General features: G+C 63.4%; 21 protein-coding genes. 10 read left to right on the top strand and 11 right to left on the bottom strand.

Features of this window, described 5'->3' with window-relative positions:
• From xdhA to xdhC, 3 genes are all read left to right on the top strand, one after another.
• Nucleotides 1–1482 (top strand): xanthine dehydrogenase small subunit, encoded by a 1482-nt coding sequence (gene xdhA / locus ACYG9V_RS06730; RefSeq protein WP_352496974.1) that lies wholly within the window; start codon nt 1–3, stop codon nt 1480–1482.
• Entirely contained in the window at nt 1482–3848 is a 2367-nt protein-coding gene (gene xdhB / locus ACYG9V_RS06725) for a xanthine dehydrogenase molybdopterin binding subunit (protein ID WP_352763898.1), read from the top strand. The genes xdhA and xdhB overlap by 1 nt, the downstream gene beginning before the upstream one ends.
• A 74-nt stretch (nt 3849–3922) precedes the next feature.
• Nucleotides 3923–4942 carry a xanthine dehydrogenase accessory protein XdhC gene (gene xdhC / locus ACYG9V_RS06720; RefSeq protein WP_460221926.1) on the top strand — a complete coding sequence of 340 codons (1020 nt, stop codon included), beginning with the start codon at nt 3923–3925 and terminating at the stop codon, nt 4940–4942.
• A 12-nt stretch (nt 4943–4954) separates the two neighbouring features.
• Here xdhC and ACYG9V_RS06715 read toward each other — a convergent pair whose 3' ends face one another.
• The 3 genes from ACYG9V_RS06715 to ACYG9V_RS06705 all read right to left on the bottom strand — a co-directional run bounded on the left by ACYG9V_RS06715 (nt 4955) and on the right by ACYG9V_RS06705 (nt 8171).
• A complete protein-coding gene (locus tag ACYG9V_RS06715; RefSeq protein ID WP_023831268.1) occupies nt 4955–6205 on the bottom strand; it encodes an LLM class flavin-dependent oxidoreductase in 1251 nt (416 codons plus the stop codon).
• Complete coding sequence (locus tag ACYG9V_RS06710) at nt 6202–7143, bottom strand: LLM class flavin-dependent oxidoreductase (RefSeq protein ID WP_352764861.1); 942 nt, start codon at nt 7141–7143, stop codon at nt 6202–6204. The genes ACYG9V_RS06715 and ACYG9V_RS06710 overlap by 4 nt, the downstream gene beginning before the upstream one ends.
• 107 nt (nt 7144–7250) lie before the next feature.
• The gene (locus ACYG9V_RS06705) at nt 7251–8171 is read right to left on the bottom strand and encodes a LysR family transcriptional regulator (RefSeq protein WP_023671373.1); all 921 of its coding nucleotides are present in this window, start codon (nt 8169–8171) and stop codon (nt 7251–7253) included.
• A gap of 135 nt (nt 8172–8306) precedes the next feature.
• Here ACYG9V_RS06705 and ACYG9V_RS06700 point away from each other — a divergent pair, with 135 nt between their 5' ends.
• From ACYG9V_RS06700 to ACYG9V_RS06685, 4 genes are all read left to right on the top strand, one after another.
• Nucleotides 8307–9524, top strand: a complete 1218-nt coding sequence (locus tag ACYG9V_RS06700; RefSeq protein ID WP_023695954.1) for a urate hydroxylase PuuD — start codon at nt 8307–8309, stop codon at nt 9522–9524.
• Nucleotides 9525–9526: 2 nt separating this feature from the next.
• Nucleotides 9527–10843, top strand: coding sequence for a guanine deaminase (guaD, locus tag ACYG9V_RS06695; RefSeq protein ID WP_352764860.1), 1317 nt, complete (start codon nt 9527–9529; stop codon nt 10841–10843).
• Nucleotides 10844–11155: 312 nt separating this feature from the next.
• Nucleotides 11156–11662 (top strand): heme-degrading domain-containing protein, encoded by a 507-nt coding sequence (locus ACYG9V_RS06690; protein WP_023711326.1) that lies wholly within the window; start codon nt 11156–11158, stop codon nt 11660–11662.
• Between the two features lie 167 nt (nt 11663–11829).
• Nucleotides 11830–13110: a glycerate kinase type-2 family protein gene (locus ACYG9V_RS06685; protein WP_352764870.1), complete on the top strand. Its 1281-nt coding sequence runs from the start codon at nt 11830–11832 to the stop codon at nt 13108–13110.
• Nucleotides 13111–13386: 276 nt separating this feature from the next.
• Here the strand turns inward: ACYG9V_RS06685 and ACYG9V_RS06680 are convergent, their stop codons facing one another.
• The 4 genes from ACYG9V_RS06680 to ACYG9V_RS06665 form a co-directional block, all read right to left on the bottom strand.
• Entirely contained in the window at nt 13387–14856 is a 1470-nt protein-coding gene (locus ACYG9V_RS06680; RefSeq protein WP_352764858.1) for a UdgX family uracil-DNA binding protein, read from the bottom strand.
• Between the two features lie 2 nt (nt 14857–14858).
• Nucleotides 14859–16094, bottom strand: coding sequence for a putative DNA modification/repair radical SAM protein (locus ACYG9V_RS06675; RefSeq protein ID WP_023694722.1), 1236 nt, complete (start codon nt 16092–16094; stop codon nt 14859–14861).
• 119 nt (nt 16095–16213) lie between these two features.
• Nucleotides 16214–17599 carry a glutamine synthetase family protein gene (locus ACYG9V_RS06670; protein WP_352764856.1) on the bottom strand — a complete coding sequence of 462 codons (1386 nt, stop codon included), beginning with the start codon at nt 17597–17599 and terminating at the stop codon, nt 16214–16216.
• A 35-nt stretch (nt 17600–17634) separates the two neighbouring features.
• A complete protein-coding gene (locus ACYG9V_RS06665; RefSeq protein ID WP_352764855.1) occupies nt 17635–19017 on the bottom strand; it encodes an aspartate aminotransferase family protein in 1383 nt (460 codons plus the stop codon).
• A 155-nt stretch (nt 19018–19172) separates the two neighbouring features.
• Here ACYG9V_RS06665 and ACYG9V_RS06660 point away from each other — a divergent pair, with 155 nt between their 5' ends.
• Complete coding sequence (locus tag ACYG9V_RS06660; protein ID WP_023683507.1) at nt 19173–19625, top strand: hypothetical protein; 453 nt, start codon at nt 19173–19175, stop codon at nt 19623–19625.
• A gap of 1 nt (nt 19626) precedes the next feature.
• Here ACYG9V_RS06660 and ACYG9V_RS06655 read toward each other — a convergent pair whose 3' ends face one another.
• Together ACYG9V_RS06655 and ACYG9V_RS06650 are read right to left on the bottom strand one after the other, a co-directional pair.
• A complete protein-coding gene (locus ACYG9V_RS06655; protein WP_352764854.1) occupies nt 19627–20601 on the bottom strand; it encodes a WD40 repeat domain-containing protein in 975 nt (324 codons plus the stop codon).
• A gap of 125 nt (nt 20602–20726) precedes the next feature.
• Nucleotides 20727–21779: a CobW family GTP-binding protein gene (locus ACYG9V_RS06650; protein WP_023689243.1), complete on the bottom strand. Its 1053-nt coding sequence runs from the start codon at nt 21777–21779 to the stop codon at nt 20727–20729.
• Nucleotides 21780–22200: 421 nt separating this feature from the next.
• On the opposite strand from ACYG9V_RS06650, the gene ACYG9V_RS06645 reads away from it, so the two are divergent.
• On the top strand, nt 22201–22671 hold the full coding sequence (locus tag ACYG9V_RS06645) for a MarR family winged helix-turn-helix transcriptional regulator (protein ID WP_352764852.1): 471 nt from the start codon (nt 22201–22203) through the stop codon (nt 22669–22671).
• A gap of 9 nt (nt 22672–22680) precedes the next feature.
• Here the strand turns inward: ACYG9V_RS06645 and ACYG9V_RS06640 are convergent, their stop codons facing one another.
• On the bottom strand, nt 22681–23544 hold the full coding sequence (locus tag ACYG9V_RS06640) for an AraC family transcriptional regulator (RefSeq protein WP_023736881.1): 864 nt from the start codon (nt 23542–23544) through the stop codon (nt 22681–22683).
• A 46-nt stretch (nt 23545–23590) separates the two neighbouring features.
• On the opposite strand from ACYG9V_RS06640, the gene ACYG9V_RS06635 reads away from it, so the two are divergent.
• Entirely contained in the window at nt 23591–23998 is a 408-nt protein-coding gene (locus ACYG9V_RS06635; protein ID WP_023694715.1) for a DUF2000 family protein, read from the top strand.
• Here ACYG9V_RS06635 and ACYG9V_RS06630 read toward each other — a convergent pair.
• Nucleotides 23995–24783 carry an alpha/beta fold hydrolase gene (locus ACYG9V_RS06630; protein WP_023689240.1) on the bottom strand — a complete coding sequence of 263 codons (789 nt, stop codon included), beginning with the start codon at nt 24781–24783 and terminating at the stop codon, nt 23995–23997. The genes ACYG9V_RS06635 and ACYG9V_RS06630 overlap by 4 nt on opposite strands.
• Nucleotides 24784–24830 lie beyond the last annotated feature (47 nt).

Here is a 24830-nt window from a genome sequence, read left to right as displayed (position 1 = left end):
ATGGCCAAGATCACCATACGCAACGAGATCCGCTTCATCCTCAATGGCAGGGATGTCGCGCTGTCGTCGGTGGCGCCCGACGCGACCTTGCTCGACTGGCTGCGGCTCGACCGCTCGCTGCGCGGCACCAAGGAAGGCTGCGCCGAGGGCGATTGCGGCGCCTGCACGGTCCTGGTCGGAAAATTGTCCGCCGGCAAGCTGGTTTATGAAAGCGTCAACGCCTGCATCCGTTTCCTCGGTTCGCTCGACGGCACCCATGTCGTCACCGTCGAGCATCTGCGCGGCGCGCCTGGCCAATTGCATCCGGTGCAGCAGGCGATGGTCGATTTCCACGCTTCGCAATGCGGCTTCTGCACGCCGGGCTTCGTCATGTCGCTCTACGGCTTGTGGATGAAGTCGCCGGACCCGTCGAATGCGGCGATCGAGAAGGCCTTGCAAGGCAATCTTTGCCGCTGCACCGGCTATGAGGCAATCATGCGCGCCGCGCGTGCCATCTCCAGCTACGGCAAGGCGGCGAAGGATCCGCTGGCGGCCGAGCGCAAGGCGATCACCGCCAGGCTCGAGGCTATGCATGACGGTGCCCGCGTCGAAATCGGCGCCGGCAAGCTGAGGTTGATCGTCCCGGCCAACGCCGATGATTTCGCCGCTGTACTGGATAAGGAACCCGACGCCACTGTTGTCGCCGGCTCGACCGACGTCGGCCTGTGGGTCACCAAGCACATGCGCGACATCTCACCGGTAGTCTTCATCGGCAATCTCGAGGGGCTGTGCGCGATCTCCGAAGACAATGACGTCATCACCATCGGCGCCGGCGTTACCTACACCGACGCCTTCGCGACACTGGCCAAGCGCATCCCCGCGCTCGGGCCATTGTTCGACCGCATCGGCGGCGAACAGGTACGAAACATGGGCACCATCGGCGGCAACATCGCCAATGGCTCGCCGATCGGCGACACGCCGCCGCCCCTGATCGCGCTTGGTGCGCAACTGACGCTGCGCCGCGCCAAGAAGCGGCGCACCATCGCGCTCGAGGATTTCTTCATCGCCTATGGCAAGCAGGACCGGCAGCCAGGCGAATTCGTCGAGGCCGTGCACGTTCCCGTGCCGGCCAAGGGCACGAAGTTTGCCGTCTACAAGATCACCAAGCGCCGCGACGAGGACATCACCGCAGCCCTTGGCGCCTTTTTCCTCGACTTGGCCAAGGACGGAACCGTGGCCGATATATGCATCGCCTATGGCGGCATGGCGGCCACCCCGAAGCGGGCTTTCGGTGTCGAAAAAGCGCTGCTCGGCAAGCCGTGGACGGAGACAACGGTGGAAGCGGCCATGGCTGAATATGCCGGCGATTTCACCCCGCTGACCGATATGCGGGCATCGGCCGAATACCGGGCGCTGGCGGCCAGGAACCTGCTGCTGCGCTTTTTTGCCGAAACCAGCGGCAGCAAGGCGCCGTTCCAGGTGTCACGCAACGAGGCGGCCTGATGAACAAGCACGCCTCTCCAGATCTCAAGGCGCAGAAGATTTCCGGTGGCGTCGCCGCCGACCAGCGCCACGATTCCGCGCACAAGCATGTCAGCGGCAGCGCGGTCTATATCGACGATATGCCGGAACCGGCGGGCATGCTGCATGGCTGCCTCGGCCTGTCCACGGCGACGCATGCGACGATCAGCAAAATGGATCTGTCGGCGGTGCGCGCGGCGCCGGGCGTCGTCGATGTGCTGACGGCCAAGGACGTTCCGGGCGAAAATGACATTTCGCCGACCGGTCGACACGACGAGCCGGTGCTGGCCGACGACAAGGTGCAGTTTTATGGTCAGCCGATCTTCTGCGTCATTGCCAAGACGCGCGAACAGGCGCGCCGCGCCACCCGGCTGGCCAAGATAGAATACAGTCCATTGCCTTTCGTCACCGACATTGGCGACCTCGACCCCCGCAAGGACAAGCTGGTCACGCCGCCACTGACCTTGAAGCGCGGCGATGCCGCCGCCGCGATCAAGGCGGCGCCGCGCCGGCTGAAGGGCAAGATGCGCATTGGCGGCCAGGAGCATTTCTATCTGGAAGGCCATATCGCCGTGGCCATTCCCGGCGAGGACCAGGACGTCACCATCTATTCCTCGACCCAGCATCCGAGCGAAGTGCAGCATATGGTCAGCCATGCGCTGGGCGTGCCGAGCAACGCCATCACAGTGGAAATCCGCCGCATGGGTGGCGGCTTCGGCGGGAAGGAGACGCAAGGCAACCAGTTTGCGGCATTGGCTGCGATCGCCGCCAAGAAACACCATCGCGCGGTAAAAATCCGGCCCGACCGCGACGACGACATGATCGCCACCGGCAAGCGCCATGATTTCCTTGTCGACTACGACGTTGGCTTCGACGACGACGGCAACATTTTAGGCGTCGATTTCATGTTTGCGGCGCGTTGCGGCTTTTCCTCGGACCTGTCCGGACCGGTCACCGACCGCGCGCTGTTCCATTGCGACAACACCTATTTCTGGCCGGCGGTGCATGCGCAATCGGCGCCGCTTTACACCAACACCGTGTCGAACACGGCGTTTCGCGGCTTCGGCGGCCCGCAGGGCATGGTCGGCGCCGAACGGGTCATCGACGAGGTTGCCTTTGCCGTCGGCAAGGACCCGCTCGAAATCCGCAAGCAGAATTTTTATGGCACCAGTGGTGATAAAGACGGGGGCCGCAACGTCACCCCTTATCACCAGACGGTCGAGGACAACATCATCCACCGCATCGTCGCCGAGCTGGAGGCGAGCGCCGACTATGCGGGGCGCCGCCGCATCATCCAGGCCTTCAACGCCAACAGCCGCTTCATCAAGCGCGGCCTGGCGCTGACGCCGGTCAAATTCGGCATCTCTTTCACAGCCACCCACTACAACCAGGCCGGCGCGCTGGTGCATGTCTACACAGACGGTTCGGTGCATCTGAATCACGGCGGCACCGAGATGGGGCAAGGCCTCTACGTCAAGGTGGCGCAGGTGGTGGCGGAAGAGTTCCAGATCGACCTCGACCAGGTCAAGATCACCGCGACGACCACCGGCAAGGTGCCCAACACTTCGGCCACCGCGGCGTCGTCCGGCACCGACCTCAACGGCATGGCGGCGCAGAACGGCGCCCGCCAGATCAAGGAACGGCTGACCGACTTCGCCGCCGAAAAATACCAGGTGCCGCGCGAGCAGGTGCTTTTCCTGCCGAACCGGGTGCGCATCGGCAACCAGGAGATCGCCTTCACCGACCTTGTCAAGCAGGCCTATATGGCCCGCATCCAACTGTCGGCGGCGGGTTTTTACAAGACGCCGAAAATCCACTGGAACCGTGACAAGGGCGAGGGCCGTCCGTTCTATTATTTCGCCTATGGCGCCTCGTGCTCGGAAGTCTCGGTCGACACGCTGACCGGCGAATATGTCGTCGAGCGCACCGACATATTGCATGAAACCGGCCGCTCGCTGAACCGCGCCATCGATCTCGGCCAGATCGAGGGCGGCTTCATCCAGGGCATGGGCTGGCTGACGACGGAGGAGCTGTGGTGGGACGACAAGGGCCGGCTGCGCACGCATGCGCCGTCGACCTATAAGATCCCGCTCGCGTCCGACCGGCCGAAGATATTCAACGTCACGCTGGCCGACTGGCCGGAGGCCAACGAGCCGACGGTGCACCGTTCCAAGGCGGTCGGCGAACCGCCCTTCCCGCTCGGCATGTCTGTGCTGCATGCGCTGTCGGACGCGGTGGCAAGTGTGGCCGATCATAAGGTCTGTCCGCGTCTCGACGCTCCTGCAACACCAGAACGGGTGCTGATGGCGATCGAACGGCTGAAGGGTGAAGCCAAGAATAGCGCCTGACTCTGACCTGGATTCTGGCAAAACGTGCAATTCAGACTGAAAAACCCTATATTTCCCGTACGGGAATGCGAAATATGAAGTCGAAAGTGCAAAGCCTCAGAGCTTTTCTCGCCAGCGCCGGCCGGCTTGCTCTGGTCGAAGTGGCCGGCACCAAAGGCTCGACTCCGCGCGAGAAGGGCGCCTTCATGCTCGTATCGCAGGCGGCGATTTTTGGCACGATCGGCGGCGGTCAGCTCGAGTACATGGCGATCGACAAGGCGAGGCAGATGGTGGGGTCTTCACCCTCCCCCTTGTGGGGAGGGTCGGCCGGCGAAGCCGGCCGGGGTGGGGGTGCGGACGATCGTGCCAAGCCACCCCGTTTCGCGGACGCCGCCACGCGGCGTCCGCTCACCGACCCTCCCCACAAGGGGGAGGGTAAAGAAGCCCGCATCGCAGTCGATGAAGTCCGCGCCACGCTTGACGTGCCGCTAGGTCCCGAGATCGGCCAGTGCTGCGGCGGGCGCGTCGAAGTCTTGATCCGTATCGTCGATGCCGCGCTTGCTGCCGAGCTGATCGCGGCCGCAGAAGCCGAGGAAGCCCACCTGCCGCATGTCTATATCTTCGGCGGCGGCCATGTCGGCCAGGCGCTGGCCTCGACCGTTGCACTTCTTCCCGTGCGTGGTGTCGTCATCGAGACGCGGGCCGAAGCGCTGGAAGGCATGTCGGAAACCGTCGAGACGCTGCTGACGCCGATGCCCGAGGCCGAGGTGCGAAACGCCCCCGCCGGCACCGCCTTCGCCATCCTCACCCACGACCATGCGCTGGATTTCCTCATCGTCGCCGAGGCGCTGAAGCGCGACGACGCGGCCTATGTCGGCATGATCGGCTCGAAAACCAAGAGAGCGACGTTCAGGAACTGGTTCCTGAAATCGGCGGATGGCACGGAGGCTGAGTTGGCCCGCCTCGTCTCCCCGATCGGCGGCGACGCCGTCAGGGACAAGCGCCCGCCGGTGATCGCGGCGCTCGCGGCAGCCGAGATCATGACGGCACTGGTCGTTCACAACTCCGCGCCGAATGCCGACCATCAAGTCCAGCATAAGATGATGGCCGGCTAAGCTTCGGCGCGGCTAAGCAGGCCGCTTCAGGCCGAGATGATCTCGCAAGGTGCTGCCTTCGTATTCCCGACGGAATAGTCCGCGCCGCTGCAGTTCCGGCACCACCAGCGTGGCAAAGGCATCGAGCTCGCCGGGGAAGTATGACGGCATGACGTTGAAGCCGTCCGCGCCGCCGCCCTCGAACCGCGCCTGCAATTCGTCAGCGATCTGCGCCGGCGTGCCGACGATACGCCAATGGCCACGTGCGCCGGCGAAATGGCGCGCAAGCTGGCGGATCGACAGGCCGTCGCGGCGCGATTGTTCGATGACCAGCGCCTGGCGGCTTTTCATTCCCTCGGTCTCCGGCAGCTCGGGCATCGGTCCGTCGATCGGATAGCTCCCGAGATCGGAGATGCTGAGATAGCTGGACAGTAGCGCCACGCCGACATCGTCGGGGATCAGCGCCTGGAATTCCTCCTGTTTCTCCCGCGCTTCGGCCTCGGTGTCTGCCACCACCGGGGAGACGCCGGGCATGATCTTGATGTCGTCGGGTTCCCGCCCATAGGCAGCCATACGGCCCTTGAGGTTGTCGTAAAAGCCCTTGGCTTCCTCGAGGGTCTGCGCCGCCGTGAACACGACGTCGGCGGTGCGGGCGGCAAGGTCGCGGCCGACATCCGAGGCGCCGGCCTGCACCATCACCGGCGCGCCCTGCGGCGAGCGCGGCAGGTCGAGCGGGTCGCGCACCGAAAAGCTCTGGCCGTTGTGATCGTGAAAGCCACTGCCTTGCCAAAGTCCTGATACCACCTCGGCGAATTCGCGCGCCCGCTCGTAGCGGTCGGCATGCGGTTTCAGGCCCGTCGCGCCGAAATTGGCGGCTTCGATGGGGCTGGCCGACGTCACCAGGTTCCAGCCAGTCCGGCCACCACTCAGATGATCGAGCGACAGAAAGGTGCGCGCCAGGCCGTAGGGCTCGTTGTAGCTGGTCGACGCCGTCGAAACGAGGCCGATGCGGCTGGTCTGCACGGCGAGCGCGGACAGCAGGCTGATCGGCTCGAAGCCGATCGAGCGTGAGGTCTGGCTGGCGATGCCGACATTGGCTTCGCGCAGACCGGCGGCGTCCTCGCAGAACACCATGTCGAACTTCGCCGCTTCCGCCGTGCGCGCCAGCTGGATGTAATGATCGATGTCGATGCCTGCCGTGACATGCGCCTTGGGGTGACGCCAGGCGGCGATGTGGTGGCCCGTCGCCCACAGGAAGGCGCCAAGCTTCATCTGGCGGGTCATTGCGCTCCTCCGGCAAGTCTGAGATGAGAGCGCAAGGTGGTGCCGGGATAATCCGGGCGGACGAGGCCGCGGCGCTGCAATTCCGGCAGCACGCGGCCGATGAAACCGTCAATCGCCGCAGGCGGTATTGCGATGTTGAACCCGTCGCAGCTTTGCGAGCTGAACCATGTTTCGAGCGCGTTGGCAGCGACATCTGCGCCAACGTTCAGCAGCAGCTTGACCGCACCCGGATCGCGTCCGCAGGCCACAACGCGGCGCTTGAGATCGTCATGGCGCGCCTTGGGGTCCTTTGTGGGTCTGTCCAGCAGGACGACATCGGCAGTGCGGGCGGCCATATCCAGGTCGGCCTCGGACAGGCCGGACAGCACCAGCACCGGCGTATCCTGCGGCGAGCGCGCGACGTTCAGCGGCCCGCGCACGGAGAAAAATTCGCCCTTGTGGTCGAGCAGGTGCATTTTTTCGGGATCGTGGAAGCGGCCGCCGATCTTGTCGAACAGCAGCGCGTCGGCATCCCAGCCCTGCCACAGGCGCTGAACGATGCCGATGTATTCCTGCGTGCGGCGGCGGAACACATCGTCGGAAAATCCATCCGGCCGGCTGAAATTGGCGGCTTCCCCTGGCGCCTGCGCCATGGTCACGTGCCAGCCGGCGCGGCCATGGCTGATGATGTCGAGCGAAGCAAAACGGCGCGCCAGATTGTACGGCTGGTGAGCGACCGTCGAAGCTGCAGCGACAAGGCCGATCCGACTTGTCATCGTCGCCAGCGCCGCCAGCAAGGTCGTCGCTTCGAAAGAACTCGACCCGGCGCTGTTCGGCGCGGAATCATCGAGGACAATCATGTCCAGCCCCGCCGCTTCCGCTTGCTTGGCAAAGCCGGCCAGATCGCTAAACCCGAGCGGCTGCCCGCAAGCAATGTTGAGCGAAACGGCAAGATGCATTGTGGCTTGCTGGTCAGTCGGCATGGGACCATCGATCATAGGGCGGCGTATGCGAACCTAAGGTCACCTGCTTGTAAGACAATCCTGGCGACTGGACCAACAGCCCCTCACTTGCCGGCCAGCAAATCCTTGATCAGCCGCTGGCAACGCTCGGCCATGAAGTCGAGCAGCAGCCGCACCTTTGGATCCTGGAGCTTCTTGTGCGGATAGACGGCGGCGAACTGCACCGGCGTTGGCGGTGTGCTGGCCAGGATGACCTGCAGCCGCCGGTCGCGGATGAAAGGTTCCACTTCGAACCGCGGCTTGTTGATGATGCCGCGGCCCGACAGCGCCCAGCCGGTCAGCACATCGCCATCGTCGGTGTCGTAGGGGCCGTGCACCTCGAATTTCTGCGGGCCGGACGGCGTCTGCAGCGTCCAGACATATTCGCGCGCCCCGGAATAGCGCAGCATCAGGCAGTCGTGCTTCTTGCCGATCAGCTCCTGTGGCTCCACCGGCTCGCCGCGCGCTTCGAGATATTTCGGTGCCGCCACCAGCACGCGTTCACATTCCATGATGCCGCGCATCCGCAGGCTGGAATCCTCGATGATGCCGAGCTTGAAGGCGACGTCGATGCCTTCCTTCATGATGTCGATATTGTGGTCGGAGAGCCTCAGCCGCACCTCGATATCGGGGTATTTGTCGTGGAAATCCGGAATGCCCGACGCCACCAGCCGCCGTCCAAGGCCGAGCGGGGCGGTCACCTTGATGGTGCCGCGCGGCTGGCCGGAAAGAGCCGAGACCGCGGCTTCCGCCTCGGTGATCGCCTCCAGCACCTGCTTGGCGCCGGAGTAGAACACCGTGCCATGCTCCGTCGGCATCAATTGCCGTGTGGTGCGGTTGAACAGCCGCACGCCGAGGTGTTTTTCCAGCTCCTTGATGCGGTTGGAGGCGACCGCCGGCGAAATGCGCATGTCGCGGCCCGCCGCCGAGAGATTACCAAGCTCGACGACGCGGACGAAGACGGCGATGTTGTCGAGATAGGCCATTCGTGGCTCTTTATGTGGCGGCGTACGTGGTCAGCCTAGTATTTTCCATTTTTTTTTGAAAGTCATCGTACACCTCGCCTCTTTTCGTTTGCGCCCCACACCGTAAAGTCAGCCGATCGGCAGGGACGATTTCACATGATGGATTTCGCGATTTTCTGGGACTGGCTGAGTTTCGCCGTGCGCTGGCTGCACGTCGTCACCGGCATCGCCTGGATCGGCTCGTCCTTCTATTTCGTCGCGCTCGACCTTGGCCTGCGCCAGCGCCCCGGCATGCCGGCCGGCGCATTCGGCGAGGAATGGCAGGTGCATGGCGGCGGCTTCTACCACGTCCAGAAATATCTGGTGGCGCCGGCCGAAATGCCGGAACACCTGACCTGGTTCAAGTGGGAATCCTACGCCACCTGGCTGTCCGGCTTCGCCATGCTGTGCGTGGTCTACTATGCCGGCGCCGATTTGTTCCTGATCGACCCCAATGTGCTGCCGATGTCGGTGCCGGTCGGCATCCTTTTGTCGATGGCCACCATCGGCGTCGGCTGGGTTGTCTACGATCTGCTCTGCCGGTCGCCGCTCGGCAAAAGTGACACCGGACTGATGCTGGTGCTCTATGGCGTGCTGGTGTTCATCGCCTGGGGGCTGACGCATCTGTTCACCGGCCGCGCCGCTTTCCTGCATCTGGGCGCCATCACCGCCACGATCATGTCGGCCAATGTCTTCATGGTGATTATTCCAAACCAGAAGATCGTCGTCGCCGACCTGATTGCCGGCCGCAAGCCCGACCCGAAATACGGCAAGATCGCCAAGCAGCGCTCGCTGCACAACAATTACCTGACGCTGCCCGTGCTGTTCCTGATGCTGTCGAACCACTATCCGCTGGCGTTTGCGACGGAGTTCAACTGGGTCATCGCCTCGCTGGTGTTCATCATCGGCGTCTTGATCCGGCACTATTTCAACACCGTGCATAAGCGTGCCGGCAACCCCCACTGGACCTGGATGGCGGCTGCGGTGCTATTCGTCATCATCATGTGGCTGTCGACAGCGCCGAAAATACTGACCGGCGAGCCCAAGGCATCCGCCGCGGCCGAAGTCTATATCGCCTCGTCGCATTTCCCGGCGGTGCGCGACACCGTGCTTGGCCGCTGCTCGATGTGCCATACGGCCGAGCCGGTCTATGAAGGCATCTACCATGCGCCGAAGGGCGTGATGCTCGACACCGACGCCGGCATTGCCGAGCATGCGCGTGAAATCTATTTGCAGGCCGGGCGCAGCCACGCCATGCCGCCCGCCAACGTCACCCAGATCAGCGACAAGGAACGGGCGCTGCTGGTCGCCTGGTTCGAAGGCGCAGGGAAATAGGGATGACCTCCACACTTCTGCGCGGCCGCACGCTAAGCTTCTTGCGCTGGCCCGAAGCCATCGACGACCATGCCGCCTGGCGCTATGAGGAGGATGGCGGCCTGCTGATCCGCGACGGCCGGATCGTTGCCGCAGGCAGCTACACGGAAGTCGAAAAGCAAGCGGGCGACGGTGCGAAAAGGATCGATCATCGGCCGCATCTGCTGCTGCCCGGCTTCATCGATGCGCATGCGCATTTCCCGCAGATGCAGGTCATTGCCTCCTACGGCGCCGAACTGCTCGACTGGCTGAACACCTACACCTTTCCCGAAGAGACCAAATTCGCCAACGCCCAGCATGGCCGCCGCATCGCCCGGCTGTTCCTGGACGAGATGGTGCGCCACGGCACGACGACGGTCGCCGCCTACTGCTCGGTGCACAAGGCGTCTGCCGAAGCGTTCTTTGCCGAATCGCATGCGCGCGGCATGCTCAACATTGCCGGCAAGGTGATGATGGACCGCAATGCGCCGGCAGGCGTGCTCGACACGCCGCAATCCGGCTATGACGATACGAAGGCGCTGATTGCGGAATGGCACGGCAAGGGCCGCCAGCTTTATGCGATCACGCCGCGCTTCGCCATCACCTCCTCGCCCGAGCAGCTGGAGATGGCCGGCACGCTCTGCCGCGAAAACCCCGACCTGCACATGCAGACGCATCTGTCGGAAAACCACGCCGAAATCGCCTTCACGCAAAAACTCTATCCGCAGGCGCGCGACTACACCGATGTCTACGAGCAGTATGGCCTGCTGGGGCCAAAGAGCCTGTTCGGCCACTGCATCCATCTCTCGGAACGAGAGGCCGATGCGCTGTCGGACTCAGGCTCGGTGGCGGTGTTCTGCCCGACCTCGAACCTGTTCCTCGGCTCCGGCCTGTTCGACTACCAGCGCTTTCGTCGCCGCGACAAGCCGCTCAGGATCGCTGCCGCCACCGATGTCGGCGGCGGCACCAACTATTCGATGCTGCGCACCATGGACGAGGGCTACAAGGTGATTGCGCTGAATGGCGAAAAGCTGAACCCGTTCCAGTCCTTCTGGCAGATAACGCGTGGCAATGCCGAGGCGCTGTCTGTGGCGGACAAGGTCGGCACGCTGGATGAAGGCACCGACGCGGACATCACCGTGCTCGACGCCCGCGCCACGCCGGCGATGCGGCTGAGGATGGAGACTGTGGAGACGCTGGCGGAGGAGCTGTTCCTGCTGCAGACATTGGGCGACGACCGCGCGGTGCGCGAGGTCTATGTTGCGGGGCGGCCGGCCAAGATCGATATGATCGTGGGGTAGGACCCATCATCCGCGCGGGACAAGATGATGATTGCGCCTGGTTGCCAAGTGGTTCCCCCACTCCGTCGCCGCTTCGCGGCGCCACCTCTCCCCCCTCCGGAGGGAGAGGAAGGGAGCCTTTGCTTCGGAGGACGGGCGCCGGTTCGGACAGCTTGGCGCCCTTCCTCTACCCTGTCGATCGGGGGAGAGGTGTCGAGAGAAGCTCGACGGAGTGGGGGTCGACCCTGGCGGGGCAAGACCACCACCGCGACGAGACCTTGACCGGGCGGAGCTTGTCGTACACACGATTTGTGACTGACTTCGGAGAACAAAATGGCCGCTGCCGACGACATCGCTCTGATCCAGAAACAGGAAGAGACGCTGGTCTTCCCGGCCTTCGACGAGGCCGTCGCCTTCAAGGTCGGCGCGGCGATCCGCGAGCGGGCGCTGGCCGAAAAGCTGCCCATCATTGTCGATATCAGGCTGTGGGATCGGCCGCTGTTTTATGCCGCGATGCCCGGTTCAAACGCCTCCAACCCCGACTGGGCACGACGCAAGATCAATGTGGTCAAGCGCTACCTCAGGAGCACCTATCGTCTGGTGCTGGAACAGCAGCGACCGGACCGCACCTTCAAGGTCGGCGAGGGGCTGGATATTGCTGATTACGTACTGGCCGGCGGCGGGTTTCCGGTGACTGTAAAGGGTGCCGGCGTCATTGGCGTCATCGCCGTCTCCGGCCTGCCGGAACGCCAGGATCATGGCGTCGTCGTCGATGCACTGTGCGATCATCTCGGCGTCGATCGGACACAATTGGCGCTGCCGCCGGAAGGTAAATCGTGACGTTGGCGCTGCCCCTCATCCGCCTGCCGGCACCTTCTCCCCGTATAGTGACGGGAGAAAGGACAAGCTCGAGCGCTGGCGATCCCCTCTCCCCGTCTTTCACGGGGTGAGGGTGAGGGGCAGCGCCAACGTTTGCTCATTTTGAAAACCGCCAGTTACGGCCAAGGATAACCGTGCTCGATCCCAAATCCTTTCTCATCTCGATCTTCAATGCCGCTGTTGCCGCTGCCGATCCTGAACGGACCATCAGGGATCATCTGCCGGCCAGGCCCAAGGGCCGTACCATTGTCATTGGCGCCGGCAAGGGCTCGGCGCAGATGGCGGCCGCGTTCGAGAAGGTGTGGGATGGCCCAATCGAAGGGCTGGTCGTCACCCGCTACGGCTATGGCGCCAGATGCGAGCGCATCGAAATCATCGAGGCGGCACATCCGGTACCGGACGCTGCCGGTCTTAAGGCGTCGCGGCGCCTGCTCGAAAAGGTGCAAGGGCTGACTGCGGACGACCTGGTAGTGGCGCTGATATCGGGCGGAGGATCGGCGCTGCTGCCGTCGCCTGCCGCCGGCCTGACGCTCGCCGACGAAATCGCCGTCAACGAGGCGCTGCTTGCCTCCGGCGCGCCGATCGCGGCGATGAACACAATCCGCAAGCATCTCTCGACCATCAAGGGCGGCCGGCTGGCAGCTGCCGCCTGGCCGGCCAAACTGGTATCACTGGTTGTCTCTGACATTCCCGGCGACAACCCGGCCCTGGTGGCCTCCGGCCCGACCGTGCCCGACTCCGGCAACCGCGCCGATGCGCTGGCCTCGATAGCGGCCTACGGCATGAAACTGCCCGACGCCGTCATGGCGCACATCAACTCGCCAGAGGCCGATGCGCCAGATCCGGATGACCAGCGCTTTTCACGCAATGAAGTGCACCTGATCGCCTCGGCTGGCGTGTCGCTGGAAGCGGCAGCCGCTGAGGCAAAACGGCACGGCATCGAAGCCGTCATCCTCTCCGATTCCATCGAGGGCGAGGCGCGCGAGGTCGGTGGCGTGCATGCAGCCATTGCGCGCGAAGTGGCGACGCGCAACCGGCCGTTCAAAAAGCCGGTGCTGATCCTGTCCGGCGGCGAGACGACCGTGACCTTGCGGGCCCCTGTTGACGGAAAAAGGGGCAAGGGCGGCCGCAACTCCGAATTCCTGCTCGCCTTTGCCATCGGTATCAGCGGCGCGGAAGGTATTCATGCATTGGCCGCCGATACCGACGGCATCGATGGCTCTGAAGACAATGCCGGCGCCTTTGCCGATGGCTCAACTGTCTCGCGCATGCGTGCCGCCGGCATCGACGCCAAGGCGATGCTGGCCGGCAACAATGCCTGGACGGCGTTCAACGCGATCGGCGATCTGTTCGTGCCGGGGCCGACGGGTACGAATGTGAATGATCTGAGGGCAATCCTAATCAGTTAATTCGGCCGTGGCGGCCGAAGTTTCCAACGTTGGATTCACGACCGTAGGTGATTGGCTGAAGCCACTCAGCTTCGTCATCCCTGGGCGAAGCAGGAGCGAAGCTCCGTCGCGAAGCCCCGGGTCCATTCCGTGATGTTAGCCGTCGAGCGCAGCGGAGCAGAATTCTGCACCGTAGCAGCGTCCAAACGTCGCGGCATGAATCCTCGGGTCTGCGCTGCGTCGCTTCACTCCTTGCTCCGCCCGCGGATGACGATGTCGCTGAGGCTTTCGCTCATCTCACGACCCCATCAGCCGCTTCACCTCTCTCATATCCCTGAGAAACCGCTCGCGCTCTGCCTCCTTGTCCGCGGGCTCATGAATACGCAGAATAAAGGAGGGGTGGATGGTGATGAACACGCGCAAGCCATCATCGCGTTCGATCAACTGGCCGCGCATTTTCGTCACGGCAATGGCCTTGCCCAGCAGCGACAACGCCGCCGTTGCCCCAAGCGCCACGGCGAGGTCCGGCTTGATCAGCTCAAGCTCCCGGCCGATCCACCAGCGGCAGGCCTGGACTTCGCCGGTATTTGGCTTCGAGTGGATGCGGCGCTTGCCGCGCGGCTCGAACTTGAAGTGCTTGACGGCGTTGGTGACGTAGACTTTTTGCCGGTCGACGCCTGCGTCATCGAGAATCGCATCGAACACTTTGCCCGCTGGCCCGACAAAAGGTTTGCCGGCGAGATCTTCCTGATCGCCAGGTTGTTCGCCGACGAAGACCACTTTGGCGTCATCCGGCCCCTCGCCGAACACGGTCTGTGTCGCGTCGCGCCAGAGCGGGCAGCGACGACAACCCTTTGCAGCCTCGCGCAAATCGGAAATCGTCTTGGCATCGTCTTCATCCGGCGCCTCGGCCGGCTCGGGCTTCGGCCAATGTCTTGCCTGCAGCTTGGCGTGGTGCGGCGCCGGCGTTGTCGGCAGTCTGGCAATCATATCCCTGGCGGCCTCGTCCGCTCCTGCGATCAGATCTGGAATGAGCGAGGCCTCGGGAAGGTTCCGCCAATATTTCTTCGGCATTTCCTTCTGCATCGCCTTCACCTTGAGCCGCGCCGGGTTGAAGATGTTTTCGAAATAGGTCAGCCACAACGCCTCGGTGTCGTCCTGATCGGGTGCATCGCCCTTGGCCGCACCCGGCCCGATCGCCAGCCTTTCGCCGTTCCAGTCGGCGGAGGCATAGGGCGTCAGGATGGTCCAGCGCATGCCGGTGAACCGCCGGACGAAGAAATCCGCGTTGCGCTCGACAATGAAATGCTCCGGCTCGAACCAGGCGACGTAGCGCTCGTTCTCGCCGTCGCCGATCTTCCGGAAGCGTACGAAGGCATGCATCTTATGGCTGTCGCGCCGCACCGCCTTTTCCATGGCTTCGAGCCGCCTGGTGTCGGGATCGGATGCGATCGCCAGCAGTTTCGGCTCGGTGCGCAGGCGCCAAAGCATCCAGTAGAGAAAGGCAAACCGGCCGGGGTCGGAGTGGCAGAAGGCGGTTTCGGCATGGGCGATGAACTCGCGCGGGACGGTAAGCTGCGCGCCCTCTGGCACCGCCGGCAAGGCATCTTGAGGATCATTGGCGTCGGACCCGACACCCCAACTAATATCCTCAGGTCGGACCTCATTCAGCGCCAGACGCCGTGCCGCATCGCGCCAACCGGCGAAATCGGTCTGGCTCGCTAGCCGGACAGTGTATCGGGCAAGGTCGAGCTGAGCCGGCTGCATGGTCAAAACAGCGACAGTTGTTCGCAGGACTTTACGATCGTGTCGCGCAGGCCTGTCTTGTCGGTGAGTCCGCCCGGCGACCAGCCTTCGGCGATGATGAAGGGCCTCAGCTTGGCGATCGAATGGCAGATCCGTCCGACATCTTCCAGCCGCATGCGTCGGTGGCGGCGGGTTTCAAGGATCTTCGCCACCACCTTGGTGCCCAGACCCGGAACCCGCAGCAGCGCTTCGCGGTCGGCGCGGTTGATGTCGACGGGAAACCTCGCCCGATTGCGCAAAGCCCAGGCGAGCTTGGGGTCAATGGCGAGATCGAGCATGCCGTCGCTGCTGCCGGCGAGGATTTCCGGCTGCGAAAAGCCGTAGAAACGCATCAGCCAGTCGGCCTGATAGAGCCGGTGCTCGCGCATCAGCGGCGGTTTTTGCAGCGGCAGCGACGATGACGAATCCGGGATTGGGCTGAAGGCGGAATAATAGACGCGCCGCAGGTGATAGCTGCCATAGAGCCGCGCGCTGGTGTGCAAAATGCCGTCGTCGGATGTTTTGTCGGCGCCGACAATCATCTGCGTCGACTGACCTCCGGGCGCAAAGCGTTCGCGCTTCTTGGTCCTCAGCGTCGGCTCGGCTTTTTCCTCCATCTTCCGGCGCAGGTTCGCCATGGAAAGCCGGATCGTTTCCGGCTTCTTCTCCGGCGCCAGTTTCTTGACGCCCTCATCGGTCGGCAGTTCGACGTTGATAGACAGCCGATCGGCGTAGAGCCCGGCCTGCTCGACCAGTTCGGCCGAGCTTTCCGGAATGGTCTTCAGATGAATATAGCCGGAGAATTTTTCGTCCAGCCGCAGCCGCCGCGCCACTTCCACCATTTCGGCCATGGTCTCGTCCGGGGAGCGGATGACTCCTGAGGACAGGAAGAGGCCCTCGATGTAGTTGCGCCGGTAGAAATCCATGGTCAGCTTCACCACCTCGTCGATGCTGAAGCGGGCGCGGCGCACATTCGATGACGAGCGGTTGATGCAGTAGCTGCAATCGTAAATGCAGAAATTGGTCAGCAGGATTTTCAGGAGCGAAATGCAGCGGCCATCCGGCGCGTAGGAATGGCAGATGCCCATGCCTTCTGTGGAGCCGATACCGCCGGATTGGAGCGAATCCTTCTTCGCCGAGCCAGACGAGGCGCAAGAAGCATCGTATTTGGCGGCGTCAGACAGGATTGCCAGCTTTTCACGGACGGTGGGTGCGCTCATCCGTTCATGATATGTTCTTGAAGGCTGCAGCGCCACGTCATTTGATGCAGGCGGCGAAAAAGTAATCGCCGCCTGATCGTCGGGCTAGCAGGACGACTGCCCGAGTTCCAGGCGGTCTCTCAGACCTCGTGGAGGTAGAGGTGGTAATCCAGCTCGCTGACGGTGCGGGCGACGCGCAGATACTCCGACTGCTTGATCGCCACGAAGGTGCGATGCAGATCCTCGCCAAGCGCCTCTTTCAGGAAGCTCGATGCCCGCGCCGCCTCGATCGCAGCGCGCCAGTCGACCGGCATGGTCGTGCGCGTGATGGCGGCTTCATAGCCATTCCCAGTGGTTTCGGGGCCGGGGTCGAGGCCTTCATCCAGACCCTTGATGATGCCGGCCAGCACCGTTGCCGCGATCAGGTAGGGATTGGCGTCGACACCCGACGGCCGGTGCTCGATGCGCCGGTTCTTGGCGTCGCCCGCCGGGATGCGCAGCGCCACCGAACGGTTGTTGACGCCCCAGGTCGGCGCCACCGGCGCATAGGATTGCGAGACGAAGCGCCGCCAGGAATTGGCGTGCGGCGCAAACACCAGCATCGATTCGGCCATGGTCTGGATCAGCCCGCCGAGCCCCTGCAGCAGCGGCAGCGACCAGCTTTCGCCGCCAGCCTCGGCAAAAACGTTGCGGCCGTTCTTGTCCTGCAACGAAACATGGAAATGCATGCCGGAGCCGGCGTATTTTTCGATCGGCTTGGCCATGAAGCAGGCGGTGACACCATGGCGGCGCGCCTGCGCCCGCACCAGCCGCTTCAACATGACGAGGTCGTCGGCCGCCCGCATGACATCCTTGCGATAGTTCAGCGTCAGCTCGTACTGGCCGGGCGCGTATTCGGAAATCACCGTTTCGGCCGGAATGCCTTGCGCCTTAGCCGCGGCATAGATGTCGGAAAACAGCGGCTCCATGCCGTGCAGATGGTCGACGGAATAGACTTCCGTCTTGGCCGAGCGGCGGCCGTCGAGCACGGCCTCCGCCGGCTTTACCTTGCCGTCGGCGTCACGCTCATTGGCAAGCAGGAAAAATTCGAGTTCGAAGGCGCCGGCGGGATAGAGGCCCTTGGCCGCCAAGATGTCGACCTGCCTGGCCAGCGCCAGCCGTGGGTCCGACGACATAGGCTGTCCCTCGAGATGGTACATCGCCATCAGCAACTGGCCGCGCGGCGGGTTCGTGCCGTAAAGCGGCACCAGGGTGCCGGGGATCGGCCAGGCCCTGAGGTCGCCATCGCCGGTCGTCCAGATCAGCCCGGTTTCGTGAACATCCTCGCCGGTGATGTCGAGGCCGAGGATCGAGATCGGCATGTGGCGGCCGCCCTCGAAGATGCTTTTCAGCTCATGCCGGCGCACGATCTTGCCGCGGCCGACCCCGTTGGCGTCGGTCAAGACGATATCGAAGGCTTCGATTTCGGGATGGGCGTCGAGAAAGGCTTGCGCCTCGGCGGGCGTCGAGCCCGAAGGTGAAGTCATGATTAGTGTACTCGAGTTTGGCTTGGCAGCTTGTCTCATGCCGTCAGCCTTGCCGCAACCGTGGCGAAGGCGGTGATCAGCCGGTTGACCTGGGCGCCGGTGGTGGCCGGTGAGATCAGCATCATGTTGTGAAAGGGCGCGATCAGCACGCCCTGGTTGACCAGCGCGACATGGATAGCCGCCTCAAGCTCCGGCGCATGGGCAGTCTCGGCTTCGGCGCCGTTCCTGAGCGGGCCAGGGGCGCAGATGAACTCGACGCGGGCGCCGACGCGGGCGACATGCCAGGGCAGATTGTAGCGATCGATGACGCCGGTCAGCCCGGCATCGAGCCGCAGGGCGAGGCGATCCATCCGGGCATAATTCTCCTGCGTCATCACCTCTTCGAGCGTTGCGCGCATGGCTGCGAACTGCAGCGGGTTCGCCGACAGCGTCGTGCCCATGCCGGAATAGCCCGGCTCCTTGGTTCGGTTGTAGTCGGCATAGCGCGAGGCGACCTCGTCGCTCATGCCCCACACGCTTGCCGGCACGCCACCGGCGATCGGCTTGCCCAGCACGAAAAGGTCGGGCTGCAGCCCGAATTTTCTGGTGTAGCCCCCTGGGCCGGTCGAGATGGTGTGGGTCTCGTCGATCAGCAGCAGCGTTCCGGCCGCGCGCGTCAGTTTGCGCAAGGCGTCGTGAAAACCCGGATCGGGCAGCACCATGCAGGAATTTGTCAGCACCGGCTCGGCGATGACGCAGGCGACATCCTTGTCCTTGAGCGCTGCTTGCAGCGCGGCGACATCGTTGAATTCAATGACCTTCGCCGTCTTGGTCAGGTCGCGAAACTCACCCGCCAGCCCCGGCCGATTCACGGGCTTGCCGTCGACCATCCGGACCATCGTCTCGTCGACCGAGCCGTGATAGCAGCCGTTGAAGACCAGTATCTTTTCGCGGCCGGTGACGGCGCGGGCGACGCGCAGCGCGAAGCGGTTGGCGTCGGTGGCGCTGGTGGCGATCTGCCAGAACGGCAGACCGAAACGCTGTGTGAGCAGCGGCCCGATGGCCAGCGCATCCTCCGAAGGCAGCATATAGGTCAGGCCGCGCCCGGCCTGGCGGCGGATGGCGCGCGCCACCGGCGGCGGCGAATGGCCGAACATCGAACCGGTGTCGCCGAGGCAGAAATCGTCCAGCCTGTTGCCGTCGATATCCGTGATGGCGGCGCCCTTGGCGCTTTCGACCAGGATCGGGAATGGCGTCGGCCAGTCGTTCATCCAGTGCATCGGCACACCGCCGAAGAAGCCTGGCAGGCCGTTACCGACCTTGGCCTGCGATTTCGGCCGCGCCTTGCGGAAGGTGTTCGCCTCGCTTGTCCGCAATGCAGCGATGCGGTCACGGCTGATACCGCCAATGGACGCCTTTGAACTGTTCGTGCTGTGCATGAAATCCCTCTCGGCCGGCACACTACCCAATTGGCGACGGCAACCGCAATTGGCCGTGTTGGTGCGCTGCATTGGGTCAGCAGCAAGTTCGGCAGACTTGACCTTCCGGCGCAGTCGGGCGCCAATGCGATCGGGTCTGTGGTTTGGGGAGAAAAATGCGGACGATCATCTGCGCTATTGCGCTACTCTTGTCGGCCGCTGCGGCTTCCGCATCGGGCGGCGTCTGGTGTTCCGTCGATGACAAAGCGGTGCAATTCGAGGTCGGCGCCGGGGTCACCAGAGGTATGGGCGGCCCGACCTTCAATTTTCGCGGCGATCTCGAGATACTTGGCCGGCCGGAAGGCGACAGTCTGCGCAAGACCGTCTTCGAGGATTCCGACCTCACCCAGTACTGGCTGGACGACAAGGAGTTGCGGCTGAACGTCTACCACGAGCATCAGCTCGGAGATAAATTCAACTCTGTCGAACTGACGATCCTGACCAAGACCAGTGACGAGGGCGTCTATGACGGCCGGTACACGCTTGCCGTCTACGACAACGCCGCCGACACGGAACAGGACGGCAAGCCGAAAGAATTGACCGGCAAGGTGTCGTGCGGAGCCGAATAGGTCACGCCGAGATATCGATGACGCCGCAGTCGCCGGCGGCACTGCCGAAGGCGACCCGGCGCTCTTCCTTATCCCACATCATCGCGGTGATGGCGCCCTTGCCCGGGCGGCGCAACAGCACCTCTTTGGCATCGGTAAAGCGCACCGCCATGACCATGCCGTCATCATAGCCGACGGCGACGACATCCTCGCTCGGATGGCAGGCAACTGATGTCACCATGGCGTTGCCGCGCGTGCCGAGCTCCAGCGGCGCCTTGCCCATCGGGCCGTCCTTGCCCGAAAACGGCCAGACGATCGCCGCCGGCGCGCCGGAACTCGCCAGCCATTTGCCCTTCACGCTCCACGACAGGCTTTTGACCTTGCCGGGATAGCCGGTCATGCGCATGTGCTTGCCGTCGGCGAGCTTCCAGCCATGCAGCGCGTTTTCCTGCATGGTGGTGACGAGGAAGGCGCCATCCGGCGAGAAGGTGACGCCGGTATGGGCACCGGCCCATTCCAGCTCCACCGGCTTGCCCTCGGCGGCCGGGAAATGCAGCGTCGCGCCATTGTAGCGGGCGACGCCCAAGCGTATGCCCTTGGGGGAGAAGGCCAGCCCCTCGACCGAACGCGGATGGGCAAACTCTTTGGTCTTGCCGTCGGCAAAGCGCACGAACGCAGTCTTGCCTGTGGCATAGGCGATAGCGCCTTGCGGTCCGGCGGCGACGCTGGTGATCCACTTCTTGCCGGCGCTCGCCAATTCGCCGACGGTGCCACCTGCGGTGACAGCAAAAATCTTGCCGTCCTCGCCGCCGGTGATCAGGCGGTCGTTGGCGGCGTCATGGAACGTGGAGAGCAGGCCGTCATTGGCCTGAATTGTCTTGTGGCCGTTGTCGAGCCTATGAACTGTCCCATCGGCCAGCGCAAAATGCGGCACGTTGTCGAGGAAGACGGCGGCAAGGCAGTGACCTTCCAGGTCGAGGGGAGCAACTGTGGGCATCAGGACCATTCCAATGAAGCTGTCACCACTCCCGGGAAGCCATTGAGGCGGCCAGGCCTGGCGTCAACCTTCCCCTTTGTGGGAGAAGGAAGAGCGGGCAGCGCTAGCGCCATAGAGTCCGGAAATCAAGCCGCCTGGCAGGCGTCAAAGCTCTTCTTCAGCCGTTCGGCGTCAAGCTCGCGGCCGATGAACACCAGCCGGCTCTCATGCTTTTCGCCGTCCTTCCAGGCGCGCTGGTGGTCGCCTTCGATGATCATGTGCACGCCCTGGATGACATAGCGCTCGTCGTCGCCCTTGAGCGCGATGATGCCTTTCAGCCGCAGGATGTTGGGACCTTCCATCTGAGTGATCTTCTCGATCCACGGGAAGAATTTCTTCGGGTCCATCTCGCCGCCGCGCAGCGACACCGACTGCACGGTCACGTCATGGATGTCGGAGGGATGCGCGTGATCGTGATGATGATGGTCGTGATCATGGTCGTGGTGATCGTGGTCGTGATCATGGTGGTCGTGATCATGATCGTGCGCCTCGAGAAAATGCGGATCGTTTTCCAATGCGCGCGACAGGTCGAAGGCGCCGCGGTCGAGCACTTCCGACAGCGCCACGCCGGCGCGCGTGGTGCGGTGGATCCTGGCCGCCGGGTTGATGGCGCGGATGGTGGCTTCGACCTTGGCCAGCTCTTCGGGCGTCACCAGGTCGGTCTTGTTGAGCACGACAACATCGGCGAAGGCGATCTGGTCCTCGGCTTCCTTGGAATCCTTCAACCTGAGCGGCAGGTGCTTGGCGTCGACCAGAGCCACGACAGCGTCGAGTTTGGTCTTGGAGCGCACGTCGTCGTCCATGAAGAAGGTCTGCGCCACCGGCACAGGATCGGCGAGGCCGGTGGTCTCGACGACGATGGCGTCGAAGCGGCCGGGACGGCGCATCAGGCCTTCGACGACGCGGATCAGGTCGCCGCGCACCGTGCAGCAGACGCAGCCATTGTTCATTTCGTAGATTTCCTCGTCGGATTCCACGATCAAATCATTGTCGATGCCGATCTCGCCGAATTCATTGACGATGACGGCATAACGCTTGCCATGGTTTTCCGACAGGATGCGGTTGAGCAGCGTCGTCTTGCCGGCGCCGAGATAGCCGGTGAGAACGGTCACGGGGATTTGCGTCTGTGCTTCGCTCATATCTTGCCTCGAAATGGCTGGGCCACGGAATTGCGGGCCGCAAGAAGGGATTGTTGGCCTGATATAGGATGTGTGCCGGCCTTTTGCACGAGGCAAACCGCCTGGGTGTTTGACCCAGGATTGACGAAGCGGATGGGTAGACCCGAGAGGCCGAGTGCGAGGGATGCCGACCATCAACGTGTCGCCGGAAACGCCTCTTCGTTGACCTGTGCTGAGCCGCGCCGCGTCAAACCGTTGCAATCGCCTTGGCGGAAACTCGTTTGTCATCTAACTGAAATAAACATCTGGCATCACCATTTCGAGCACCACAAATGCTTGCCGGCAAAGCTGTTTCGAAAGCCGGAATCTTTTGGATCGTCGATTGCCAACCGGCCGGCTGCGTCTATGCTGCACTCACCGGTACGGCCGAAGAGGGATCACCATGGCCAAAGCGGACAAGACTGCAACGATGAGCCGGCTGCATTCGGCGGCAAGGCTGGCAAGGACCGCGCTGGCGGCGCGGCTTCTGGCGCACGGCTTCTATGCCGGCCAGGACCAGATCATGCTGACGCTCGACCGCGAGGACGGCCAGACGCCCGGCAATCTCGCCGGCCGCCTCGGCGTGCGCCCACCGACCATCACCAAGACCATCAACCGGCTGCAGGCCCAGGGCTTTTTGGAAAAGCGCGCCTCTTCCGCGGATGCACGCCAGGCGCATATCTTTCTCACCGACACCGGCCGCGAGATCATCCACGCCATCGAGAAGTCGGTGAAGAAGACCGAGAAGCAGGCGTTGAAGGGCCTCGACAAGAAAGAACAGAAGACGCTGTTCAAGCTGCTTGCCCGCATCGAGGCCAATTTGTCGAACGAGGAGCTGGTGCTTGTCGAGGACGATGGCGACATCGACGATTGATCTTCCGACCTAGGCGGCTACCGAAGGCCCGCGCACCAGGGTCGACCAGCGGCCGGGCGTCAGGCCGAATGCTTTCTTGAAATGCCTGTTGAAATGACTCTGGTCGCTGAAGCCGGCGCCAACGGCAATCTCGGCCAGCGGCTCGCCCACCTCGATCATCCGTCTTGCCTTTTGCAGCCGGCGCATCAGCAGGAACCGATGCGGGCTGGTGGAATAGGTCGCGCGAAAATGGCGTGACAGCGCATAGCGGTCGAGCCCGGTGACGGCTTCCAGCTCATCGGAACGAACGGACCGCTCGGCATTCTCCTCGAGATAGCCGCGCGCCAGCGCTGCCGCACGCGAGGCCGACTTCCCCATCGGCTTTGCTTTCTGTCCCGCATGACGCCCCAGATGCTGCGCCAGCTCCGCAACGAAATCGGCGACGAACAGCTCGTCCAGTTCCTCATCGAGCGGCGACAGGGCCGAAAGCAGCGTGCCACGCAAGGCAGGATCGCTGACCACAGCATCCCTGACGAAAGGCAGCGGCGCGCCGTCGAGGCAGTCGAGCAGCAGTGAGGGTTCCAGATAGAGGATCCGGTAGCGCAGACCATCCTCGGTCCCGGCGCCGCCATCGTGCACTTCGTCGGGATGCAGCACGATAACCTGGCCGGGCAGGCTGTGGTTGACAGTGCCCCTGTAGTGGAAGCGCTGCACACCGGAAAGCGTCACGCCGACGGCAAGTGTATCATGACGGTGTAGGTCGAAGGCGTTGCCATGGAAATGCGCCTCGATGCGCTCGATGCCGGTGCTGCCTGGCGCCGAGACGATCCGGTCTTCATCCGCGCACGAACGTCCAAGACCCTGTGTCGCCTCACCGTCTAGATCGTGCGTCATCACCTATCCCTGCCCTTCATGGGCGTGCTCCGGAGTCCTCATTTTGGTGTTCGATACGAAATTTGCAATCGTGCTGCGGGACGATCTCGCCGTCTGGCAAAAGCTCAACGTCACGGCCTTCCTGACCAGCGGCGTCGTCGCGCAATTCCCCGACATTATCGGCGAACCCTACCGCGACCGCGCCGGCAACCTTTACAATCCTCTGTCGATCCAGCCGGTCATCGTGCTTTCGGCCGATGGGCCGACGCTCAACTCCATCCACCGGAAGGCGCTGGAGCGGGGCGTGACGGCGTCAGCCTATGTCGAGGAGATGTTTGCCACCGGCTTCGATGCGGCCAACCGCGCCGTCTTCGCCGAGTTCGGCCCTGAGGACGCCAAGATCGTCGGCATCGCGCTGCGTGCCGACAAGAAACTCGTCGACAAGATCACCAAGGGCGCCCGCATGCACGCCTAATTCAGCAGGAAGCGTGTAACGGCGCTCATGAATTCAGTCGGCCGCTCGACGTTCAGCATATGGACGCCCGGAAGCAGTGTAAGCGTGGCGCCGGGGATGCTGGCTGCGATCGCCTCGCTGTGGCTTGCCAGCGTTACCTTGTCGTCTTCTCCACCGATCACCAGGGTGGGGGCGGTAATGAGGGAGACAGTCCGGCGCAGATCGCAATCGCGTACGGCGGCGAAGCATCCCGCGAGACCTTGGGGCGGCGTCGCCAGGACCATCGCGCGGAACGCGTCGACGGTTTCGTTTGGGCCGGCAAGCATCGAGGCGGGAAACCAGTTGTGCATGAACATGTCCGCGGCGGCCGACATGTTGCTCGCAGCAAGGACAGTACGGATCTGCTCGTCAAAGTAAGAAGCCGGCCCGAGATGTGGCGAGGTGTTGGAAAGGATGAGACGCTCGATGCGGTCCGGGGCATGGATACCCAGCCACTGCCCTACGAAGCCGCCCAGCGACAGCCCGCAGAAATGCACGCGGGCGATCTGAAGCGCATCCAGCAGCTCAAGGACGTCGCGGCCCAGCCGATCGAGCGAATAGGCTCCGGCCGGAGCATCGGAACTGCCGTGGCCGCGCAGATCATAGCGCAGCACCCGGAAAGATCCGGCAAATTCCGCAAGCTGCCGGTCCCACATATGCAGGTTCGTCGCAATGGAATTCGAGAGCACAAGCACAGGGCCGGCCCCCGCCAGCTGATAGGCGATCCGGCAGCCGTCGCCCGTCGTAAAATAAAGCGTGTCAGTCATCTGGTCCTCATCTCACCCTGGCGAAAGGAGTTCGATGCTCCCGCCGC

The sequence above is a fragment of the Mesorhizobium sp. W016 genome (genome assembly GCF_054719485.1).
This window is presented reverse-complemented; position numbering and strand designations above follow the sequence as displayed.